This window comes from Lactococcus garvieae subsp. garvieae, assembly GCF_029024465.1.
Lineage (GTDB): Bacteria > Bacillota > Bacilli > Lactobacillales > Streptococcaceae > Lactococcus > Lactococcus garvieae.
This window is the reverse complement of sequence record NZ_CP118950.1, coordinates 913,800-936,922: the sequence shown is the minus strand read 5'-3', so window position 1 is coordinate 936,922 and position 23,123 is coordinate 913,800. Positions and strand designations below refer to the sequence as shown.

The 23,123-nt window shown below is 36.4% G+C and carries 19 protein-coding genes; all 19 read right to left on the bottom strand.

Annotated elements, in window-relative coordinates; translation table 11 throughout:
- Window positions 1–83: 83 nt before the first annotated feature.
- On the bottom strand, window positions 84–935 hold the full coding sequence (locus PYW30_RS04635) for a MurR/RpiR family transcriptional regulator (protein ID WP_004257586.1): 852 nt from the start codon (window positions 933–935) through the stop codon (window positions 84–86).
- Window positions 936–1,016: 81 nt separating this feature from the next.
- Window positions 1,017–1,505 (bottom strand): glutathione peroxidase, encoded by a 489-nt coding sequence (locus PYW30_RS04630; RefSeq protein WP_042217876.1) that lies wholly within the window; start codon window positions 1,503–1,505, stop codon window positions 1,017–1,019.
- A gap of 75 nt (window positions 1,506–1,580) precedes the next feature.
- Window positions 1,581–2,285 carry a 16S rRNA pseudouridine(516) synthase gene (locus tag PYW30_RS04625; protein ID WP_042217878.1) on the bottom strand — a complete coding sequence of 235 codons (705 nt, stop codon included), beginning with the start codon at window positions 2,283–2,285 and terminating at the stop codon, window positions 1,581–1,583.
- 45 nt (window positions 2,286–2,330) lie between these two features.
- Window positions 2,331–3,692 carry a magnesium transporter gene (gene mgtE, locus PYW30_RS04620; protein ID WP_042217880.1) on the bottom strand — a complete coding sequence of 454 codons (1,362 nt, stop codon included), beginning with the start codon at window positions 3,690–3,692 and terminating at the stop codon, window positions 2,331–2,333.
- Window positions 3,693–3,808: 116 nt separating this feature from the next.
- Complete coding sequence (locus PYW30_RS04615) at window positions 3,809–4,015, bottom strand: hypothetical protein (protein WP_042217883.1); 207 nt, start codon at window positions 4,013–4,015, stop codon at window positions 3,809–3,811.
- Window positions 4,016–4,088: 73 nt separating this feature from the next.
- A complete protein-coding gene (locus PYW30_RS04610; protein ID WP_042217885.1) occupies window positions 4,089–6,845 on the bottom strand; it encodes a cation-translocating P-type ATPase in 2,757 nt (918 codons plus the stop codon).
- A gap of 372 nt (window positions 6,846–7,217) precedes the next feature.
- Complete coding sequence (locus PYW30_RS04605; protein WP_042217887.1) at window positions 7,218–7,799, bottom strand: transglycosylase; 582 nt, start codon at window positions 7,797–7,799, stop codon at window positions 7,218–7,220.
- 1,500 nt (window positions 7,800–9,299) lie between these two features.
- A complete protein-coding gene (locus PYW30_RS04600; RefSeq protein ID WP_042217890.1) occupies window positions 9,300–10,463 on the bottom strand; it encodes a tyrosine-type recombinase/integrase in 1,164 nt (387 codons plus the stop codon).
- Window positions 10,460–10,720 (bottom strand): DUF3173 family protein, encoded by a 261-nt coding sequence (locus PYW30_RS04595; protein WP_042217892.1) that lies wholly within the window; start codon window positions 10,718–10,720, stop codon window positions 10,460–10,462. The genes PYW30_RS04600 and PYW30_RS04595 overlap by 4 nt, the downstream gene beginning before the upstream one ends.
- Window position 10,721: 1 nt before the next feature.
- Window positions 10,722–11,300: a replication protein gene (locus tag PYW30_RS04590; RefSeq protein WP_042217893.1), complete on the bottom strand. Its 579-nt coding sequence runs from the start codon at window positions 11,298–11,300 to the stop codon at window positions 10,722–10,724.
- A 126-nt stretch (window positions 11,301–11,426) separates the two neighbouring features.
- Window positions 11,427–11,825, bottom strand: coding sequence for a hypothetical protein (locus PYW30_RS04585; protein ID WP_232254489.1), 399 nt, complete (start codon window positions 11,823–11,825; stop codon window positions 11,427–11,429).
- A 207-nt stretch (window positions 11,826–12,032) separates the two neighbouring features.
- Window positions 12,033–13,109 carry a cell division protein FtsK gene (locus tag PYW30_RS04580; RefSeq protein ID WP_042217895.1) on the bottom strand — a complete coding sequence of 359 codons (1,077 nt, stop codon included), beginning with the start codon at window positions 13,107–13,109 and terminating at the stop codon, window positions 12,033–12,035.
- Entirely contained in the window at window positions 13,110–13,430 is a 321-nt protein-coding gene (locus PYW30_RS04575; RefSeq protein WP_042217897.1) for a hypothetical protein, read from the bottom strand.
- Window positions 13,431–13,670: 240 nt separating this feature from the next.
- Window positions 13,671–13,826: a hypothetical protein gene (locus PYW30_RS04570; protein ID WP_155269388.1), complete on the bottom strand. Its 156-nt coding sequence runs from the start codon at window positions 13,824–13,826 to the stop codon at window positions 13,671–13,673.
- An 8-nt stretch (window positions 13,827–13,834) separates the two neighbouring features.
- Window positions 13,835–15,001: a hypothetical protein gene (locus PYW30_RS04565; RefSeq protein ID WP_143467439.1), complete on the bottom strand. Its 1,167-nt coding sequence runs from the start codon at window positions 14,999–15,001 to the stop codon at window positions 13,835–13,837.
- A 120-nt stretch (window positions 15,002–15,121) separates the two neighbouring features.
- On the bottom strand, window positions 15,122–16,741 hold the full coding sequence (locus tag PYW30_RS04560; protein WP_042217900.1) for an ATP-binding protein: 1,620 nt from the start codon (window positions 16,739–16,741) through the stop codon (window positions 15,122–15,124).
- Window positions 16,741–18,036 (bottom strand): SIR2 family protein, encoded by a 1,296-nt coding sequence (locus tag PYW30_RS04555; RefSeq protein WP_042217901.1) that lies wholly within the window; start codon window positions 18,034–18,036, stop codon window positions 16,741–16,743. Before PYW30_RS04555 ends, PYW30_RS04560 begins: the two co-directional genes overlap by 1 nt.
- Complete coding sequence (locus PYW30_RS04550) at window positions 18,033–22,682, bottom strand: DEAD/DEAH box helicase (protein WP_042217902.1); 4,650 nt, start codon at window positions 22,680–22,682, stop codon at window positions 18,033–18,035. Before PYW30_RS04550 ends, PYW30_RS04555 begins: the two co-directional genes overlap by 4 nt.
- The gene (locus PYW30_RS04545; RefSeq protein ID WP_232254490.1) at window positions 22,679–22,849 is read right to left on the bottom strand and encodes a hypothetical protein; all 171 of its coding nucleotides are present in this window, start codon (window positions 22,847–22,849) and stop codon (window positions 22,679–22,681) included. Before PYW30_RS04545 ends, PYW30_RS04550 begins: the two co-directional genes overlap by 4 nt.
- Window positions 22,850–23,123 lie beyond the last annotated feature (274 nt).

The following is a 23,123-nucleotide window of genomic DNA, read 5'->3' as shown; positions in this document are numbered from 1 at the left end:
TTAAGGTAAAGAAAACAGTAAAAATCCCGTTTGCCAATGAAGACGCCAAGATTTTTACTGTTTTTTTTATGTTTAACTTCACATCAATAATTTTTTTCCAATTTCCGGACGATATCTAAGGAACGAATCACTGATTCACGCGCATCATCAAAGTTTTTGCTGACATAGGCGTAAAAGAGCAAATCGATAAGATACAATTGTGCCAGCATTGAAACTGTAGCCGCATGCCTAAACTCAAAATTCTCTCCTGACAAAGATATAAGAGGATATTCAGCACGTTTAGCAAGGCTTGAGCTTTCGATACCGGTAATCGCAATGGTCTCAATCTTTTCAGCTTGAGCCAAATCAAGCATGGCCAGAACCTCACGCGATTCCCCTCGGTCACTCACGGCGATAAAGAGTTTCTTTTGGTTATTATTGGTTAAATTCACAGCCATCGTATGCGTATTATCTGCACAAATACTGATTTTTCCAATACGGTTCAGTTTTTGAGCCAAGTCTTGTGCCACGAGAAAAGAAGCCCCAATCCCGAAAATAAAGATGAGCTCCGCATCATCAATCAAATCAACCGTTTGGGCAAGCCTCTCATTGTTTAAATGACCATTAACGAGTTCCGTCATATGGTTAATACGCGCTTTTAATTTTGATTTTATCGAATCAATCTCTTCATTAGGACGTAATTCTTGAAAATCTGTCTCCGATTGGGCGCTCGCCTTCCAGACGGAAAGCTGCTGTTTAAGTTGGGGAACACCTTCAAGTCCGATAGATTTGACAAAACGAATAACTGTAGCAGGGGACACTTGACTGTTTTTAGCAATGTCTTGGGTGCTTAGGTTGATAACAGCCTCAGGAAAAGCGAGAACATACTTGCCAACTTTTGACTCGTTAGGGGAAAGTTCTCTTAATTTCGTTTGGATTTCGAGCAGAATATTCATGACTCAATTATAGCATAAACCAGCTCTAAATATGAGCTTCTTTATAATGATTCCAAAAGAAAAAACAGGAGGCACATGCTCCTATTTTTCTACTTTTTCAAGCTCTTTTTTAATATCTTTCGCAATTTTTTCAGGCTCTGTTGCCGGTGCATAACGTGCGACAACTTCTCCTTGAGCATTGATCAAGAACTTCGTGAAATTCCACTTGATTTTTTTCCCCAGCGGGCTTCCTTTTTCTTCTTTTAACCAAGTGTAGAGTGGACTCTCATCCGCACCATTGACATCAATTTTTTGAAAGCGTGGAAAAGTTGTACCATAGTTCAATGTACAAAACTGATCAATTTCATCAGCTGTGCCTGGCGCTTGTTCTTTAAATTGATTACAAGGAAAATCGAGAATTTCAAATCCTTCTTCTTTGTATGTGTCATAAAGTTTTTGTAGCCCATCATACTGTGGTGTGAAACCACATTTTGTCGCAGTATTCACCACAAGTAGAACTTTTCCTTTATAGTCGGCTAAAGAGATATCATCTCCTTGTTTTCCCTTCACTGTAAAATCATAAATAGACATAATGACACTTCCTTTCTCCATCGGCTTTAAGTGATAATGATTATAACACTTGCCCTATCAGACTGTCAAAGAATCTTACTTTCTCATATAAGGCTTCAGACTCAAAATTTCTTGCTGCGTAAGAGGGCGATAAGCGCCTGGTTGTAAGTGCTCATCCAAGACCAGCGGCCCAAAACTTAACCGTTGTAATTGTTCAACCTTTTTGCCTAAAGCTAAGAACATCTTCTTGACCTGATGGTATTTGCCTTCTTGAATGGTAACTCTAGCATGATGCGCATCTAAAATTTCGAGTTGAGCGGGCTGCGTATGAACACCACCGATAAACTCAATTCCTGCCGCAAAGGCAGCTTTATCACGCTCTTCAAGTGGTTCCCATGTCTCTACGAAATAGGTCTTAGAAACATGCTGCTGTGGCTTAAGCATATCGATGCCAAGTGGTCCATTATCCGTGATGAATAATAATCCCGTCGTTAAAAAGTCAAGCCGTCCCACAGGATAGAGCGCACCATTGTTTTCTTTCAAAAGGGATCGGTATGTGGGCAATTGTTCATCTTTATTGGCAGAAAGTACGCCAGCTGGCTTATTCATCATAAAATAACAATGCCCGAATGCTGTGAGCTGTTGCTGATGGACAAAAATTTCATGCATCTGGGGATCGACATTGCGACTTAAGTTATACTCTACTTCTCCATCAATTGTAATCTTTCTGGTCTGTATCAAACGTTTGCGTTCTTTCTTGTCCTTCCATCCATTGAGGAACAGGTAATGATCTAGTCTCATATTTGTCTATTTTAACAGAATTTGAGTTTTTCTATCTTATCAAACTCATGTAATAAGATGACCCAGAAAAAGCGAGATACAGGTGAAGTAAATCAGTAAAGCCACTAAATCTTTAATCGTTGTAATAATTGGTGCTGAACCGGCAGCTTGGTCTATGTTTAATTTGATTAAGATAAAAGGGACTAAAAAACCCAGCAAGGAAGCAACGGTCATCGTCGCAAAAAGAGCTAAACCAACTGCCAAACCTAACATCGGAAAGCCTAGCCATAAGCTCGCCATTAACCCCGCCATAATTCCCATCAATGCCCCAATGGTCAAACCTACACGTAATTCCTTGAAGAAATGCTCGAGGAAGTTCTCAATCTCAATGTGCCCCAAAACCAAGCCTCGTGTAAAGACCGTGGAAGATTGTGTTCCGATATTTCCACCCATGCCCATAATCAAAGGAATAAAAATTGCCACCATTGCGATGGATTCTAAAGTTTGTTCAAAATTTTCAATGACTAAACCAGAAAGCATACTTAACAACAAGGTGGCTAAAAGAAAGGGCAAACGTACTGCCAAAATCTTGTTTAACTTGCCATTAATAAGCAGTTTACTGCGGTCCTCCTCTGTATCTTTCAAGTCCGATAAACCCGCTTGGTTCAAAATGTCTTCTGTTGCTTCTTCTTCCAGAATTTCCATGGCATCATCAAAGGTCACTATCCCTACTAATCTATTGGCATCGTCCACCACAGCTAAAGCCATCACATCCAGTTCTTTGACTTTTTGTGCCACCTTTTCTTGATCAACAGAAGTTTTAACAGAAATCGGTTGACGTGACATATGTTCATTAATTACTGCTGTGGGTGCCATCATCAAAAGCCGATGTAAGGTTATAAAACCAGTGAGCTCTCGCTTCTCGTCAATAACAAACAAAATATAGATGTTTTCCTTACGCATGGCTTCCTCTGTGACTTTCGCCAAGGCCTCTTCTTGGCTCATGTCGTGGGTCAAGGTGACGAATTCCGTTGTCATAATCCGACCGGCTGTTTCGGGAAGGTGGGCTTGAAGCTGAAGTGTGATCGCTTTATTATCTTTGGTTAACAGGCCAAGAAAACTCTGCACGCGCTTTTCGGGCAGTCGATCAAAAAGACGGATACGATCGTTGGAGGACAAATGATTCAGAAAGGTTTGCACCATCGGTGCTTGGAGTACTTCTACACTATTTTTTTGATGATGAAGCCCCAGTATTTTAAACAACTCAACCGCTTTTTCCTCTGGAAGAACTTCAAACAACACAAGCTGTTCATCTTGTTTAAGATGCTCAAATATCTCTTTTAACTCATGTTTTTGTAAATCATTAAGAATAACTTGAAGTTTTTCAAACTCCTTCTTTTTGATGTAGAAACGGATTAATTCTTCCATACCATGTACTCATTTCTTTTTAATCTCCTTTCTAAATTCTAATATTTTTGTGAAGTAAAACCTAACAATATAAAAAAGACTGAAGCGTAGCACACTTCAGTCTTGCTTTTTGTAGGCTATTTTCTCCCACGTATCACATACCCACACACAAAGCCAATCAACCCTACAGCTATAATACCGTAGAACATCGGAATGTCAATGTTAAAGAAGAGCATATTAACGCGAACAGGTGAGAAATTAAGAACTGCAAAAATTACGATAAGCAAAAGAATCAAGAGAACTAAAATTCTTTTTGCTGTAAAAAAGCTTTTTACTTTTTCCATGTGTACACTTCCTTTCCAGGATTACTATACTGCTATTTTAGCATATTATAGCTACACATCTCAAAAGTTCTCTTTACCAAATTTTCACTTTAAAGATTTCTTTAATGCCTGATAGGATAAAAGTGGGTAAAGCTGGCACAAAAAGTACAAGAAGATAAACAGACCAGCTCAACGGTGCAGTTCCCATGACAACGTTGAAGAAGGGGATTATCGTTACTAAGAAGGAAGAAATACCTGCAAAGGCAACAGCGAGGACTAAACGTGGATTGCCGAATGGATTTCTTCTGAAGAGGGTTTGTGAACTTCTTGCATCAAAAACATGCCACAATTGGCCATAAACAAGTGTTAAGAAAGCCACTGTTTGTGCTTCATTACTTGACATGCCTTGTTTTGCTGCCCAGACAAAGGCTACAAAGACCATCAAGCCCATGATTGTGCCTCGAATCAAGACCCTTGACCATGTGTAGTTGGCAAGAACAGATTCTTTAGGATCACGTGGTTTTTCATTCATGATGTCTGACTCAGCGACATCGTATCCCAGAGCGAATGAAGGCACGGCGTCACTGACCATATTAACCCAAAGTACCATTAAGGCTGTTAAAGTTGGTGTAGTATAGTCCACATTCCCGATACTTACAGTAAAGAAGAGTAACCCTAAGATGAGGGAAAGGACTTCGGCGACGTTCGTCGTTAATTCATGACGGATAAAGTTCTTAATATTGGCATAAATGGTTCTGCCGTTTTCGACTGTTTTTTCAATCGTGGTAAACTTATCATCAAGCAATATCAAATCAGCCGAATCCTTAGTTACTTCAGTTCCGGCGATTCCCATGGCAATTCCAATATCAGCTGCTCTCAGAGCTGGTGCATCATTAACACCATCTCCTGTCATGCCCACAACTTCTCCGTGTTGTTGCAGTTGTTTCACTATTCTTTGCTTATGTTCCGGAGAAACACGCGCATAAACGTTCGTTGTTTTAACAACAGCATAGAGTTCCTCATCTGTCATTTCTTCAATTTCGATACCTTTAATGACTTTAGCTTCTTTGGATTTTACAATCCCTAGATTATAGGCAATCGCCCGCGCCGTATTTTCGTGGTCGCCTGTGATCATAACGACTTCAACACTAGCATCTTGCAATGTTTTAACAGAAGCTTTGACTTCTTCACGCGCAGGGTCGATAATTCCTGCAACCCCCGTCAAGATAATATCTTTTTCTAAATCTTCCAGCTGGCCATGCTCGGCTTCTTCCTTGCTCAGGATACGGTAACCTACTGCCAAGGTACGCAAAGCTTCATTTGCATAGTCATTTACAGTCGTGATGAATTTTTGCTTTTCACTTTCTTCAGTATTTAATTCACCATCAATTAAAAGGGCACGGCTCTTCTCAACTAAAACATCCGGCGCTCCCTTGATATAAAGAAGATAGTTGTCGCCTTTTTTGACAATGACACTCATTGTTTTACGGTCACTGGTGAAAGGCAGTGTCCGAATGAGCTCATGCGATTCTAAAAGTTGAGTTTTGGTGCGCCCGGCTTTTTGCCCTAAAACAGTCAAGGCAATTTCAGTTGGATTACCAAAAGGCACGAATTTTCCTTCGACTTCTTTGAGCGCCGACTCGTTACACAAAAGGGCACCTGCAATAAAGGCCGAATATGAAGACTCTTGCTCGCCTTCGGAAAGACTACGAATTTCCCCTTCTGGAGTATAGCCTAGACCAGATACCTCATAATATTGGCCGTTTGTATAGAAATGTGTGACGGTCATTTCATTTTTGGTAAGTGTTCCTGTTTTATCCGAACAGATGTATGAAGTACTTCCCAGTGTTTCTACACTATTAAGCGACTTGATCAGCCCTTTATTCTTCGCCATTTTGGCAGCACCAATCGTTAAGACAATCGAGAGCACAGCTGGTAAGGCGTCCGGTATAGAGGCTACAGCTAAAGCGATAGAGGTCGATAAAACAGATGTAATTGATGCAATGCTTAATTCGCCAGCTTGGATGATCCCTACTACCAGGGTAAAGACGACGATACCGGCTGAAACTTGCATCAATGTTTTTGTTAACTTATGAACTGTATTTTGCAGCGGTGATGTCCGGTTTTCAACGGCTTGAATCAACTTGGCAATTTTACCAAGTTCGGTATGTTCTCCAACAGCCACAACAATCCCCAAACCTTGCCCGCCAGAAACGCTTGAACCTGAGAAGCCCATATTATGACGATCACCTAGCTCTGTCGTCTCGTGGATGACTTCTGTATGCTTGCTAATTGCATCGGCTTCTCCAGTTAAATGCGACTCGATAACTTGGAGTTCATTGGTTTCAATCCAACGTAGGTCTGCTTCGACAAAATCTCCTAAAGAAGCTTTAACGATGTCCCCCGCAACAAGCTCTGTTGAGAAGATTTTTTCAAACTGCCCGTTGCGCAACACAGTCACGTAACGGTTATTCATCTCTTTGAGTGCATTTAAGCTTTTACGTGCACTCATTTCTTGATAAAAACCGAGAAAAGCATTGATAAGAATCAAGATCAAGATAGCGATAGCTTCATACATTGCTTCCATCCCATGCTTGCTGTCATTTTGAAAATGAAAGGCATGATAAGAACTCATAAAGGAGAGTACAACAGCACCAAGCAACACAATAACAATAGGTTCCTTAAAACTCTTAAGGAATAATTTAAGATGAGAATCTTCCTCTTCTTCAGGTAGTTTATTTTCGCCATAAAGCTCTCTTTGCTTCAGGACTTGTTCGTCTGTTAAGCCAGTTTTGGGATCCACCAAAAACTCCGCAATAACTTCTTCTTTTGCTTTTTTATAAAATTCCAAAAGCTTCCTCCTTGTGTTTTCGACAGTTAGGGTTACGCTTCGTTTTTTCCTAGAGCATCGCAGCCTAAAGAAAAAAGAATGTAAACAAAAAGGGCGCAAGCTATCAAAAAATCTCCTCCTTACCCTCGGAGGAAATCTCTTGAAGCTTGCGCCCAACCTATATTGTCTCTTTAATTGTTATGAATTTAGTAAGCTTTACTAAATCTACTTCTTTATTATAACATATAATTTTAATTTTTTTAAGAGTTTTTTTGATTTTTTATTTTTAAAAAGGGTTAAGGGCAAAACAAAAAGGCCTTCACTGTTTGTGATAGCCTTGAATGTTTAATCTTAGTTAAGCACTCCAGGAAACGAATAGCACTTCACTTCCTATTAGTTATAAACAACCCAGCTTCCTGCAGGGAGTTTACTTGCCATTTCGATTTGTTCAGCAAGAGTCATGCCAGCATATTCACCGTGGCCTAACAATTGGAACGCACCGTATGCCCCTGAACTTGCATTTGCAACATCTGCACGTCCATTAGACTCATGTTCAATAATATATGCCCATTCGCTTGCAGAATATCCTGCTGCGTTGGCAGTATTAGAAACCATGTAGTTGGCAAGGGCTTCAATATTTACTTGACCAGAAGTTTGACCTAAGTCAAGCCCTGATATAGTTTGTGCTACTTTAGATTTAGCAGGTTGTGTTTCAACTTTTTTGGCAGTTGTAGGAGTTGCTGAAGCTTTTCCTAACAAAATGTTGTTAACTTCTGTTTGTACGTCTTCAAAGTCAAAACCTTTGTTTGTCAACATTGTGACACGCTCTTGACCTGTACCGTAGTTACCGTTAATAACTTCAATTGCAACATCATGTGTAGTTTGTTTTGGTGTGTCCGCGTGGGCCATACCAGTACCGATAAACATGAATGAAGCAAGAACACCAGTTGAAATAGCAACTTTACTGAATTTCATTTAGACCTTTCAATTTCGCCACTAAGAGTATTCCATAGAGTTAATGCTCAATTACGAACCTCCGTATATAATCTATCATCATGGTTACTTCCCATACACATCATAAAGTCTTGAACGCTTGTGTAGGATTACCGTCAGCAGTTTAACGTCATTGCACGCTATGGACGTTTGTTATAAGCAAGCTTCAAATCTCTGCGACTTGCGAAATTACAAATCTTTGAAAGCTCACAGTTTAAAATGTATAAGTTCACTCAAGAAAAAATAAATTTTAAAAGTCAAATTCATTTCCTTCATGAGGGACTCATTATATGACCTCTACCTTAAACATAACTTAAAATAAACGAATTAAAAAAAGAAAGCGAAAACATTTGTAAACAAAATATTCAGAAAATTTATTCTACAAAAAGAAAAAAATGTATAATGAAAACGCCTATTTAATGCACTTCTCATTTCACAAAAAATAAATGAGTCTTTTTTTGTATTTAAATACATTAAAATTTTTTGCTAAATAAATTAAGTAATTTTTCCGATATTTTTAGTTTCAGTTAAGACAAGCAAATTTTAAACGTCTTTCTTAATAAAAATTAAGGAGAAATTGCTCCTGTTTTCATTCTTCTATTTTCCTATTTTTTTCTACTATATATTGGAGTTAAAATACTCTTATCGCTCATTATTATTGGCATTTGAGGAAACTTCTTTTGAGCTCTTCTTTTTGTATTGTGAGAGACAGTTAATAGAAATAATTTTTTTCTTGTCCATAGGTTTGAATGATTTTCTTAAAATACCAATAACGGTATTTATTTTAATCTTGAACAAATTATTGTGCGCCTTTTTCTCATAATGACACTTGCTCTCTTCATCACAATATTTTTCCTTGTTTTTATGCAGTTGACCTTCTTATTTTCAAAATTTTGTTTTCACTAAGAAATAGGAACGCTTTTCTCCTCTCATTACCTTATATAACATTATGTTTACAAATCATTGCTTATATAGAAAAACTCCACATCTGCGGGCAAAGAACCAATGCACAGATATGGAGCGATCAAATAAAGGTGTGTACTGAAATAAAGGATTCAGTATTTACCTTATCTTTATTATAACACTAAAGTAAGCGTTACCAAAACAACTTGCAACTTGATATACACGCACCAGAAAAGCAAAAATCCTCCTATGGGAAAGGAGGACATCAAGGTTATATCCATGGGTTGGATATTTATTATGAAAAATCAAAATTATACTAGGGTTTGCATATAATTAAGACATTATCAATTTTAGCATGGTCTCCTGAAAATAAAAATAATAATCAAGAGAGTTTGGCATACTAAACCTTACAAAAATTAAGGACACCAATTTGGACCATACAAAATAAAAACAGCTCAACCCCAAGGGTTTGAACTGCTTTTATTTGTTCATCTTAAACTAATACATCTTAGAGTTAACCTCAACGTTTACAGCTATTCGGTAGTTTGCTTTTTACTTTGGCTGGAATTTGGCTGGAAACTAATCAAAAACATTTGCAAGTCCTGATTTTTTGAGACTATCAGTCAACATAGTTGAAATTTCTTCATTTGATCCATTAAACCAGTGCGCATAAGTCCTTAAGGTTACATTGGGGCTAGAATGCCCTAAGTATTGTGCAACAAACAAAACATCTCTATTCAATACATTAATCAAATAACTTGCCGTTGAATGTCGAAGACCTTTTCCAGATATTTTCTTTACGCCAGCTAATTTAGAATGCTTCTTCAAGATTGAAGTTACTTTCCAAATATAAGTTGGCTCTCCCATAGAAGAGAAAATATAGCCTTTATCATTGACTTTAGCTTGAATTTCTTTCCACTCCCTCATGTATTGAAGTGTAACTTCATCAAGTTCTAGTGTTCGATATCCTGCATCAGTTTTGAGAAATTCTTGGATATGCCATTTCTTTTCCTTTGTATAAGCAAAAGTTTTTCTGACAAAGAGCTTCTTTGAAGAAAAAGAAATATCATCCCACGTTAAACAAAGCATTTCATTTACACGTAATCCTGTCATGAAATAGCTCCAAAGCAATAAACACTGCCAACGTTCAACATAATCAGTCAAATCGAATGTCTGAATCACTTTCTTGAAATCCGAAGGTTTCCAATAATCTGAAATAGTGTTCGTCATAGGCATTGAATCCAAACGGCGGATTGGATTTTCCTTGATATATCCTAATTTATAAGCATATTCCATTGAAGCCTTGAAATTTCCCCAAATTTTTCGAGCATAACCTTCTGATTCGCTATTCAATAAAAATACGCGAAAGGATTCACATTCTCGAATATTAAGTAAAGCAATACTTTTTCTTCCAACTTTTCCTCTGATTTTCTTAAAAGGAGCTTTGGCTGTTTCCACAGTCGTTTCATTATTTTTGGCAGTATAATAAGGCAAATATATATTGTCCAAATAATCCGAGTAAGTCAATTTCTCATCCACCAAAATTCCATTTGATTGATGAAATTCATTTCTTAGGCGAACTGCTTCCTCCCAAGCCTCTTGAAGATTTTTTAAAGGTTGACCGAATTGATTTTTACGACTTTTTTTCGTTTTACGAAATCCATTTTCATCAGGTGGGAATTCCACTTGATAATAAGCTCTTCCTTTGTTGTCATAATTACAACCTGGATATTTTTTTGTCATTTTATTTCCTCACTTTCATCTAAAAGTGAGAATCCCAGCAACTCTTCTATAATTTTTCGAGGAGCTACTCCCAAGCGCCGATTTGCAAATGGAGAACAAGGATATTTTACCATTTTCTCTTTATTTTTACCAGACCTCTTAATTTCATTCTCATATTCAATCACAGCCAACTTTTTGGCTTGTTGTATGATAGTCCTTGAAGTATGTTCTGGAAATCCGATTTTCATCAAATCTACATAATTTACTGTTTTCTGCATTTTATTTTCCCTTCTTCTTAATAATTTTTACCTGGTTATACCTTCTTGAATCCAAGTATTTAGCAAAGAAATAAGTTTTGTTGATGATTAGATTGAGTAAAAGGGCATTTTCTTTTCTGGCAAATCTAACCAAGTCTTCAAACTCTACAAAGTGATTCTCTTCGATAATATCAATCACTTCACTCATAAAATTTTCAAGATCTTGTTCCATCAAAAAATTCTCAATTTCAAAGCCACATCCCGATTCAATATCGTTGACATTGTAGAGTGTCTTATCAGGGTTCTCTGCGTGTGTGAAATAATCATACATACCTTTTGGGCTCATGACCGCTTCAACGTGTGCAGGCGTGTTTAATTTCTCTGTGAGCAGTTCAGAGACTTGATTGTAACTCTTGAGTGAGTCAAAGAATAATGCGCCATGACGATGTGGCTTTTTAAATTCGCCTGTTTGCTTATTGACATCCATGTCATGCCATGGACTGAGAATATAGGGAATGTGGAGTTCTTCCAGTATCTCTAAATAGTCGGGTGAGGCAGACTCTTTGTAAAGCAAGAATGCCCATTTATTTGAACGTTTCATTTGTGTTTTCCTTGATTACTGATTATTGATGTATTGGGGGTCGTAGTAGCCCCAATACATGGTTAATACATTGAGATGAAAAATGGCGCTTGTGCTTTTCACTTTGTGAAGCACAGCGCCAGAGGATTATTTTCTCTTTGTGCCTATGAACCATAGATTATGGCGAATACGCTCAGGAGCTGAGAAATAATAATTCGGATTACGACTAGAGAGTTCTTCTTTGATATGGGCTTCCATATCTTTGAGAATTTTCTGCGCCTGTTGTGTGTGAGGGACTTTCAGACAAACCATGATTTTCTCAGTCCGTATATCAATCACACATTTACGCACGGCTTTATTGAAAGTGCTGTGAATCGGATTGAATTTCTTGACTTCTTGTAACTCTGCCGTTTTCTCGCTCTTTTCAGTTTGAGCCAGAAAGTGTCTGAATCCAAACGTGTGCCAAACAGATTTGAAACTATTGAAAACAGAGTCCTTACCAAGTCGTAAAGCGATTTCAATCACTATCAGAATAACAAGCCACACCAGTAAACAAGAATAAAGCGAACTCAGAACCTGTGATGCTTGAGATAAAAATGGAGCTATCTTTTGTAAAACATCAAGGCTGTTTTTCTGTATCCATAGAGCTAAAAAGTGTAGCGCAGTACTGCTTATGAGAAATAAAATCGAAAATGCTGTGAGATAAATATTGAGATTGAAAATCCTCATGAAATAGGGCTTTTTCTGTGTCATTTAGAGAATGCCTTTCTTAGTGTAGTAAGTCGGACAGAGTAAAGGCAAGACTTGATAGGGATGTTCATTATCAATGACCTGAATCAATCCAGTACCTTTTCCTATTGGAATAACGATTCCCTCAGGGTCTAGATCAGGGAAAAGAAATTGAACGGTCTTTTTATTGATGTTGCCAATCTGAATCAATACATTCAACTGTTCACGGACGGAAACAGGGATAGAATTGAAGTCAAAGCGCTGGCTGACCAAAAGCAAGTGAACTTTTGTAGTCCGTCCAAGTAGGGCGATTTGAGAAAGTAGGGAGAAGAAAGAATCTTTAATCGCCTTATTCGTTCCCTCAGACAATGCTAAAACTTCATCAATGACAATCGTCACATGGGGAAATTTGTGTTCTGGGTTATCATAGAGGATGCCTTGACGCTCATGAATAAGTGACAAGCAGAGACTCAAATTTTCATTGATTTCACTGACAAAGTCGGATTTACTTCTATTTCGCTCAGGGTGGATAACGTGAACATCATTTTCTCTCGCCCATCTTGATGGGATATCAAATTTAGGGTCAATAATGATGAGTTCTGAAATGGATTTGAGCAAGCTCAAAAAGTAAGTGAGGGCATACGATTTCCCAGAACCTGAATTTCCAGCGATAGCCATAGAAGTAACCTTGTCATAATCTATGGAAAGGTTTTGCATGATGGGAATTACAGTTTCAGACTGTTTATTGACAAATTGCTCTAAATCAGAAATTATCAAACGTTCTGAAATTCCTTTCTTCCACGGGAAGAACAAACCTCTTTGAACATGAATATCTTCTGTTTCCAAAGGTATAAAATAAGCAGAATTTTGCTTGAGTAACGTGTAACGAGGGTACAACGAAGCATTGGCAATCAAGAAAATTTTTTGATAAAGCTCATCATCAATAACATAGCCTGCAGGTAAACGAGGGATGAATAAGAAGCCCTCTTCCTGTACGGTGACATCAAAACTATTTGTATAGCTTGTTTCGCCTTGAATTTGAGCCCCTAGAGCCATGTTTAATGACTGTAAAAGATATTGTTCGAGTTGTCTTGGAGTCATTTATTTGACCTCCTTGATGTTCTCAGCTTTGAAATAGATATTATAGCCCACTTCACAGGCTTGCAAGTCATCAAAAGTAACCACGGATAAGTAAGCAGGTAATTTCACTTGATTTTCAAATTTGACTTCAAAAGGAGGCAAACCTGATTGTGAGAACCAGGCCTTGTAGGCTTGCACTTCATCTGTACGTTTCTTGTTTTCAAAAACAAATTGAGGTTCAAGCTCATTGCTTAAAGAATGAACAGATTTAGAAGTATCTAAGATGTTGTTTGCGAGGTCAGATGTATAGCCACCTGTGCGCTTGATGTTGTTTGATTTCATATTAATTGACTTTCATTTTGTGAACTCAATCTAGCAAGGATTGGGTTTGGAACTCAAAAAATGTTCATGACCACTTCTGAGAAAACGACCATCAAATGATTTGCTTTTCACTTGATAATTTCATTTTACCCAAATTATGATTAGCTGAATCCATAATTTTGTTCATCATTCCGTTTATTTCTATGGACGTTTCTAAAACTTAAAATTGAACAGCAAAAAAAGAGCAAAAAATGTTTGCTCTTAATCTTCAACGGTTCCCCAAGTACGTTGAGCCATTCTTATTTGAAGTTCTACAATCCTATCTGCAAACTCTCTAGTTTCTTCTTCAATATTGTCACCATCTTTACTAAATTCAAATCTACTTTTTGAAAACGGAAAAAACAATCTTTCACTCATTTCTGATTCTATAAAAAATTTGCAAGCTCCTCTCGCTTTATACAATTGATAAAATGATTTTGAACGGCAATTAAGTGATTTATCATATCCAAAGTTGCATTATTCATAAATTTTTGAAATTCATTCGATGCTTGACTATTACTAGTTAAAATTCCAGGAATTTTCCAACGACCATGATCAAGGGCGTGAATTTCTGAAAACTCACTAGGCATATTTGTCAAACTATCAATAAAATCATCAAGTTTTCTTTTTTCAAGCCCTACCTTTTCTGGCTCATTCTTCAATACTGCTCCTTCTATGCCTTTATAAAGTTCTTCATAAGGAACTTTATTCTCAAAATACTCTTCTTGTTTCTGCTTCACCAATCTTTCAGCTTCTAGAGTACGCGGGATTTCCCAAATCCTTAATGGCGGAATATTATATTCAATAGGAATTTCCTCTAAATATGATTCTGGTAAATCCACCAAAAAGTCAGAAACGAGCGTTTTTACAATGAAACCTAGCTTAAAAATACTATTATTTCTTAATTTTTCAATAGTTTCTGGTACAAAAACGTCAAGAAACTCTGTAGATAGCCATAAATCAAGTTTTTTATTGATTCTATTGAAATGAAATTTTTCATCTGAACCATTAAATATATCTTGAATAATTTTTTCTTTAAAAATACGCCCGAAATTATTTTTACAAAGAATTCGTACAATATCCATCATCGTAAGATAATCAACAAATTCATCTTTATCATATTCTGGATTTCCTTTTCTTAATCCATACCATCTAGAAAAATCTGCAAAAATATGCAATAGTTCTACTACTGCTTTTTGAGTTTTTAAGCTAGGATAATTTCCATATTTATATGTTGAATAAGATAAATCCTGATAGTCAATAAATTCAGCTATTACAGGAAATAAAAGCTCCATTAGTATATAATCTATGACTTGTTCAACATCCTCTGAATTACCAAAAATTAATTCTTCTCGTGATATTTTGAAATAGTCTACATAATCTTCTAATAAGGAGTCTGAAATAAAATTTTCACTTTTAGGAACTTTTCCTTTCTCAATATTGTAAATAGCTGATTTCTGACCATAAGAAATTAAATCTGGAGGAATATTTTCTCGAAGTTCTCTAAATCTATGTGATATTTTATCAACTAAGAAACTCTGTAAATCAATCATAACATTACCTTTGTCATCAAAATTATTGTGAAAGACTAAAACTTTATCCAAATTTACTTTCTTTTTTCTTCATACCTAAAATTTTAAAATATTAATTTTCATCTGGCATCTCCGTTATTTTTATAAAATCGGTGTATCATTTTCGTGAACACGTCCACATTTTTCAAACCTAACATGAATATCTTGTAAAAGATTGATGCTTGTAAGTATTGCTTCTCCTTGATTTAATTTTTGAATCTGAGAAATAGTATTATAGTGAACATGATTTTGAATTGCTTTAAGTTCTTCCGAATGCGTAACTCTGTGAATAATCAAAGTCCCCACTTGACCTAGTAATACATCTGGAACATCCTTTGGATTTTGAGTGGTTAAAAATAAAAAGATTCCTTTTTTCCTACCTTCACGAGCACAAGTAATCATTCCTGATTGATATTCATTTCTTATGCTTAAATAGCGATGTACCTCATCAATAAACATTATAAAAGGTGGAATTTTATTTCTTTTTTTGTTTATTACATAATTACTAATCAAGTCAATAAGCATTGCACCAATGCCATCAGAAGTTCCAATTTCAGAAGCATCTATATAAATAGAGGTTTCCTCAAGTAAAAAAGAATCAATTTTTCTTAGTAAATTTGTATCTGAATTTTCAGTAAAAAAGTCAGTTAATGTTGAATTATCAAGAACATGTTGAACCTTTTCAAATAACCAATTATTCGTATTCACATAAAACGAAGCAGTTGTGTATTTATCTCCTTTTTTGTTCACTTCTACCGCTTCTTTTTGAATTTGACTTGGTAAATCTATCAAGTTAAAATCAGTATCTTGTGGAGTTAAAGTTGATAGTTTCGATTTAATGTCATTTATATTTTGATTATCTTTTAAAAGTGCTCCTGAGCTTCCTGTCTTCTTCTGATAGCGAAGTGAACGAATTGCTTTACCTAAAGTTGCACCTTGTGTGTTTTCATTTGTCTCAAAAATTCTTTCCCATTGACTCATTAGAATATCTCCAGCTGACAATGTTGTATCTTTTCCAAGAGTTAGCTTTGTAATTTCTGAATCAGTAAAGCTATCTTTATATTCCCCTGTAGGATCTATAAGTAAGATTTTCTTTTTAGCATTAATTAATTTATCTAATATAGCGAGAGCAGAAGTTGATTTCCCTGAATTTGTTGTACCAATCGCCATCAAATGTCTATCAAATAAAGTATTAGGTTGCAATGATAAATATTCTGATTCAAAATTTCCAATCTTCGCTAGATTATTTAACTTTTCCTGAGCAATGCGACCTGCCTTATCTTTGAAATAAGTGTGCACTTCAATTGAATTCAAATATTTTTGAATTAATTCTCTATTCGCTAAATAGACTTTATCTGTAATCCCGACAGTTTTGAACCCAGGTAAAGAAAATTTTTCTTCTTTACCAAGCACACCTATAATATCAATACTTATTTCAGGAAAAACTTTTTCTTTTTTATCATCACTTTTTGATTTATGAAGACTGTCTGTCCCAGAAACTTTCGATTGGAAGATTTCCCCTAAAAACAATCCATGAGCAGAATCAATTACTACAAAAAAATTAATGGTATTTGGTATTAAAATTTCATCTTTTATTTTTCGGTTGTTGAAAAGAGAAAGATTATCAACTTGAAGTACCACATTGCTTCTATAAACTTGACTTATCATACCTAAATAGAAATTATTCTTATCTATTTCGGGGTAATAACTATCTATATTCATCAATACCCTCCAAAGTAATCTGTCAACTTACCATTCATTGCTGCTTTCAAAAATGCAATTTGATAGTCCTTTTCTTGCATTTTTACTAACGCAGTCCAATTTTCATTAGGATTTTCTGGTTCAATATCATAATCAGTCACAAGGACATGTAAACTACTATTTGATTTGATAGCTTGCAGAATCATTCTTGATATATGATTATCTGCAAAAGAGAAACCCGAAGTAATCAGCAAAGTATTACTTCTTTTCAAAAGCTCCTGAAATTTTGTGAACAGTTCAAAATAAGGTTCTTGATAAGATTGAGCATACTTGTCTGAACTTGGAAATACCATTATTGGATTCTTTACATTTTTATCTTTACGAAGAATCCTCTTTTCAGTTTGATTTAGCTCCCATGTTAGCGAACCGTGAATTTTCAAAAGGTTAATAACTTTTGACATATATTCAACTTCTTGTGTTTTAACATTTGGAATATCTTTTATAAGATGCCAGTCAAACATTGAAGCATCAAAGAATGGTATTTGAGCAAATTTGAACCCATCTAAGACAGTAAAACCTTCCTGATTTGCAGAATCTTCTATCAAGGTATCATAATTCGTTGTAGCAATATTTAATTTTTGTTTCTTGTCAGTTATTAACTTAGAAAGGATATTCAAAAATTTACCATGCTTAAACTTATCGTCATAAGAATCATAGCTAGTTGCCTTGATTATTTCTTGGCGGATTGCTTTTATAGAATTCTCAAGCTTAGTCTGCTGATTTTCAGGAACAAATTTTTCATAAGACAAAAGTACAGAAAGAAAATTTTCAAAATTAAATTCTTTAATCAATTCCTCTTTTACGATAAATTCCTCAATAACCTCCTGTGTTTCTTCCTCTTGAATTTCTTTTTTTATAGTTTCTTTATATTTTGTTTTTTTAATCAACTCTTTCAAAGTAAAAACATCACGCTCTTGCTCTTCAAAAACATATTTTCCATCTTTTAATGCAGAAAGTACAGCGGTACCAATCATAGCGACCGTTTTACCATATTTTTCATCTGGTAATCCACCTTTTCCTGAAACAACAGAAGCTCCCGCACCAATAAGACATACAATGTTATCAAAGCGATTATCTACCCAATTAGATACTGCTACTTTAATTTCTTTATCAAATTTTTGTTCTGTATATTCTTCATCTGAATCTTCCACCTTCAGTTCTTCATCATTTTTATAATAGATGTATTTTTCTTGTTCACCCTCTTTACTTTGAGATAAGTTTAGATTTGATGATTTAAAACAATATTTTTTACTCATTCCTCAACCTCCATCTTAGGCAACTGCCCAACTAATTCCACCGTCGTCATCGAAACAGTAATCACGCTCAAAAGCAAATCCAAAATATAGCGTGGATTTTCAGGCGCAAAGTCATTAGGGTCATCTACAATACCTGATTTTTTATCTGTCTTAATCTGATATTGGTCAATAATCCACTCAATCGCAGGACGACCGTTGACCACATACTCATAAGCCTGCTCAGGAATATTTGAAATCGTGATAGATTCATTGAAAACAATCGTATCAAGCTGTCCTCTTTTCGGGTGTTTCATCTTCTTCACTTTGAAATTCTTGGACTCAATGCCTGAAACTGTCACACCTTCCCAACTTGGCTGATGTTCATAGTTTAAATGCAAATTTGCAAGCTGTCGTCCAATTTCAACAAATTTTTCTTTGTTTTTGAGTAATGGGATGCGGGGCACATCTTTTCTAAGATCATTTTCGTATTTTGATACAAAAGCACTATGGAACAATGAATATAAATAGTAAATTGCAGATTCGCCACTTTCAAAGTGATTTAAGAAATTACTTTGAATATTGATTTCGTTTTCATGGAATAAACCATCAGAATCATCCGCATTTACATAATATCCTTTACCTGTATTTATAAAGTGTTTATTTGGCACTATATTTATTGGTAAAGCAGAGAATTTCGTTTTCACACCCGGTCCTTGAGTAAATATGCCGAAATTACTATTTTTGAACGATAATTCATTTCTTCCTGTATTCTCATTGACAGATTTATCTAAATATAGATATTTTTTAGTAAAAGGTCTATACATGCTTAAAGTTATTTTTCCATCACTAAACTCAATCGCCTGATTTCTTTTCTGTCGATTCAACAAAGCTCTTGACCATTTAACATAATTATCGCTTAAATTTAATTCCTGCTGTGATTTCCCCAATTCAGCATTGTAATTTGAAATCATTCTTTCCATATTTTTAGAAATTTTAATTTTAGAAAATCCATAAACCCAAGCATCACGACTTGTATCTATGCCGACATGTCTGTCAAAAAATATATCATCCATTGAAGTGTAACTTTCATAATTCTCATCACGCTGATTTATCCAGTCGTTATTCTTATCAGGTACAATCTCAGACCATTCAATATTTTCAATAGAACGAGCTTCTGTCAAAATTGACAGTTTTTGTTCCCGATTGAGGTAGTCGCCTATATCATGATAATGCACTTCATGTTTATCACTGCCGTCTTTGACTAAAATAGAAATTGCTATCGGTGTGCGACTTCCTGAATCAAATACATTTCCTGCCTCTTTTCTACGTTGTTCACCAGATGTTCGTGCATCTCCTCGCAAGTTGAAAATGTAGAGATGGTTGAATTCATTGTAAAGAGAGTAGCGGAGACCATCCATAGCAACATTATCTATAAACGCTCCATTTGACACAAACCCTATCACTCCTTTGTTAGATAACCTATCTGATGCCCAACGAAGTGCCTTAATATAAGAATCATAAAGTGAACCTTTGTTTATTGCATTAGTACTTGCTACATAAGTTTTAGCAAGTCTAGCATCTAACTTAGGATATTTGATATTTTGTCCATCATCATTTGCATTATTCTGTCCTACTGAATAAGGCGGATTCCCCATAATAACAGTAATCGGCACTTCTTGCTGACGTTTCAAGCGTTCATCATTGCCACCAAAGAAATCATCATCCAAGGTATCTTCGGTCTCAGTCGATTGGAAAGTGTCAGTCAGGACAATCCCCTCAAAAGGTTCATAATCTAACTCCTCGCCATTGATTTCATCAAAGACCGCTTCAATATTGATAGCTGCGATATAGTAGCTCAAAAGAATAATCTCATTGGCGTGCAGTTCATTGACATATTTTTCAAGAATATCTTCAAGCTTGATTTCGCCCTTATCCATCAAGCCTTTCAAATATTGGAGCGTGCGCGTGATGAATGTTCCTGTACCCGTGAACGGGTCAAGGATATGGACACCTTTACTGGCAATCGTCTTGCCAAAGTGTTTTCTCAATACATCATCGACAGAATGAACAATAAAATCTACCACTTCTACGGGTGTAAAGACAATCCCCAAGCGCTCTGTGGTTGATTTAAAACCTGTACGGAAAAACTTATCATAGAGCGTAACAATGATTTTTTGCTTGGCTTCTGCATTGTCAATGCCCTCAGCTCTCAGGCGAACAGATTCATAAAAAGCTTCCAGTTCTTTTTGTTCCTTTAGGAAACCGTATTTTGAAAACTCTGTGATGATCGCTTCCATAGCATCATTGACAGGATTATTTCTGACCACGCTGTATTCATTGAAGAGCGCATCAAAGATAGGTTTGGTAATCAAATGCTGTGCCAACATCTCAATGGCTTGCGTGTCGGATATGGAGTCATTGATATTATGTTTAAGCGACAACAGGAATTTGTCAAATTCTGTTTTAATATCCGCATTATCTACAAGCAAAGTATTGATATAAGAAATATGACGTTGTGCAATTTTCGAGACATCTTGTGACCAATCTTCTAAATATCGACGGTCTCCGACTTTTTGGACAATCTTGCCATAGATTGCGCCTTCTATTTCTTCCCAGTCAAATTGAAATTCTGTCTGATATTCTATTGAAGGTTCATTGACACCTCCATCTTTCCAGTTGCCGTCTTCATCATCAGGCGCTCCGCCAACTCCAATGACTTGGATATTTTCAGGTTTCTTTTTATTGAGTTGAAGTTTATTGACTGTCGCTTCAAAACGCTCATCTACGGAACGCAGAGCATTGAGGACTTGCCAGACTACGGCATAGGATTTGTTATTATCAAGAATAGACTCAGGCGTTTCTCCTGCAGGAATGACGATAGGTAAGATAATATAGCCATAATCTTTACCCTCAGATTTACGGATAATGCGTCCGACTGCTTGCACAATATCCACTTGTGATTTACGAGGAGAAAGGAAAATAATGGCATCCAAATTAGGGACATCAATTCCCTCAGTCAAAAATCGAACGTTTGAAAGAATGCGGGCTTCATTTTCAGGCAAGTCTTTATCTGCCAACCAATCAAGCTCTCTGTTTTTCTCTAAGGCACTCATTGTACCGTCCGCATGATGGACTTTAGCTGTAAAGTGCGTGTCATCTGTATTTTCGAGATAGTCATTGACCACTGACTCAAACTGTTCTGTCAGTGCTTTACTGTCTTTTATGGTACGTGAAAAGGCAATAGCTCGCTTCATCGGACTACCTGAGACATTATTTGAGAAAGTTTCACGCTTAAGCATTCCGTTCCACACGCCGATTATACGTCCGACATCATCAAGATTCAGTCCATTTTCAGGGTCAGACAAAGATTTTTGCATATCTTTTTGGATGGTCTTTTCATCGACTGCCAAGACCATGAGCTTGTAGTCCGTCAGTACAGCACGAGTAATAGCATCTCCAAAACCGAGACGATAAATGACTTGACCGTATAATTCTTCGTCATCCATAGAAGAAAGGGCAACAGACATCTCAGAGCCTTTGGATTTGGCTTCTGCACCATAGATTTTTGGTGTTGCTGTTTGATAGAGACGTTTTGAGCCTTTGATATGGTTATTGTCATGCACTTTGACAAAAGCAGAATCTTCTTCTCCCAGTGCTGTTGTCCCTGTTGTACGGTGCGCTTCATCCGCAATGATTAAATCAAAATCTGGAAAGCCTGCTTTTTGAGCATTGCCTAAAACATCAATAGATTGATAAGTTGAATAAACGACCAAAAGCTCCGTTGGTGCGGAATTTTCAAGTTCTTTGTAATTTTCTAGGACTTTTTCTGTGGAAGTTGTCGCAGGAAAACCTATATCTGATGCTTTGACAAAGAGATTTGACTCGTCTTGTTTGACCGTGCCACGGCTTGCATTTCTATCTGAGGTTACCGCCATGCTTGACATAGACATCTGAGTATCATTGTTCCATGCTCGGAGAGTTTGAGTTAAAAGTTGGATAGACGGCACAAGGTAAAGGACTTTATAATTTTCTTTGTCTGATGCCTTAGCCAGTGCTTCCGCCACTTTCAAACTCGTGAACGTCTTACCTGTACCTGGAGCCATGATAAGCTGTCCACGGTCATTTTCTTTGAAATATTCAAGAGATTTCGCAATGACTTCCTTTTGATAATTGTGTGGGTCTTTGATGGATTTCACTTGAACCTTATCAGGTTCTGCAAAAGACCATTGTTCCCAGTTAATTTGAGAATGGCGAAGATCTGACAAGCCGATGCGCACCACATCCGAACGATTATTAATGGCTTCTTCTGCGTTCTTTCCCCATTCATCCATAGTAGAAACAATGATGCCCTCAGAGTAATAGTCCTTTCCGAGTTCCCCTAAGAAGGAATCAATATCAGATTTCTGAATCTTGTGGTCATAAAATTTTGCTTGAACAGCCACAAGTTCGCCTGTCAGTTTTTGTGCGACTAAATCTACGCCAATATCATTTTTAGGAATACCGTATTCTTCAGGCACTTCTGAAAGCATCCATACATCTGAATAAAGATTCTTGTATGTCGGCTCATTTTTCAAATAAGCTTGAACAAGATATTCAAAAGCCGTTCCTCGGTCACGTTGTTGGGTATTATTATCATTGATTTCTTGAATGAGTTTGTCGAAGGTCATTTTACATAACCTCCTTTGCACACAAAAACGCCGTCAGATTTGACGACGTTTTTTGAACATGTTGAAAAAAGGTAGAAACTACCTTGTGCTGTGCTGTGCTGTGCTGTGCTGTGCTGTGCTGTGCTGTGCTGTGCTGTGCTGTGCTGTGCTGTGCTGATTATAGTCATACTGCGTTTCCTCGTCAAATATTTGCTAGCTTAATTTTACCATTTTTATCCTGTTTTGACTACGTTCAACACTAGTCATATCAAGAATGTCAATCAAAAGACACGCCAGTTTTTTTGACAGGGAATTTCTTAAGTTTCCCAATTTTTCGTTCACGCATTGCAATTATTATTGACACTTTGGATTTTATGTTCATCATTATTTGAACTGGTTTTAGTGATTCGTAGCAAGCCTTCATTGAACAATTTTCACTTATTCATGTCCGTCCAATGTTGT